Annotated in this window: 1 protein-coding gene; it reads right to left on the bottom strand. The window is 61.7% G+C overall.

Annotation, left to right across the window (positions count from 1 at the left end):
- Positions 1-632: glutamine synthetase family protein (locus tag J5M71_RS26470; protein WP_207838428.1), on the bottom strand; the 632-nt coding region annotated here is incomplete at both ends.

The following is a 632-nucleotide window of genomic DNA, read 5'->3' as shown; positions in this document are numbered from 1 at the left end:
GAACAGCTCGCTCATGTTGCCCTCGGCATCGGCGAAGATCGGCTGGCCCGTCGCGATCTCGACCACGCTCTGGTGCAGATGCATGGCGCTGCCAGGCTCGTCGCCGATCGGCTTGGCCATGAACGTCGCGGTGACGTTGTGCTTGAGCGCCGCTTCGCGCAGAGTGCGCTTGAACACGGTGATCTGGTCGGCCAGATCCAGCGCATCGCCATGACGGAAGTTGATTTCCATCTGCGCCGGGCCGTCTTCGTGGATCAACGTGTCGAGATCCAGGCCTTGCAGTTCGCACCAGTCGTAGACGTCTTCGAACAGCGGATCGAATTCGTTGGCGGCATCGATCGAGAACGACTGGCGCCCGCTTTCCGCACGGCCCGAACGACCCAGTGGTGCCTTGAGCGGCAGGTCCGGATCTTCACAGCGCTGGGTCAGGTAGAACTCCATTTCCGGCGCGACAATCGGCTTCCAGCCCTTGTCGGTGTAGAGCTGCAGGACTTTCTTCAGCACGTTGCGCGGCGACAGTTCGATCGGATTGCCAAACTTGTCGAAGGTGTCGTGGATGACGATGGCGGTCGGCTCGATGGCCCACGGGATGACATACACGGCGTCGGAAACCGGCTTGCGGACCATGTCGA

The sequence above is a fragment of the Pseudomonas sp. 43(2021) genome (genome assembly GCF_017490805.1).
Classification (GTDB): Bacteria; Pseudomonadota; Gammaproteobacteria; order Pseudomonadales; family Pseudomonadaceae; genus Aquipseudomonas.
This window is presented reverse-complemented; position numbering and strand designations above follow the sequence as displayed.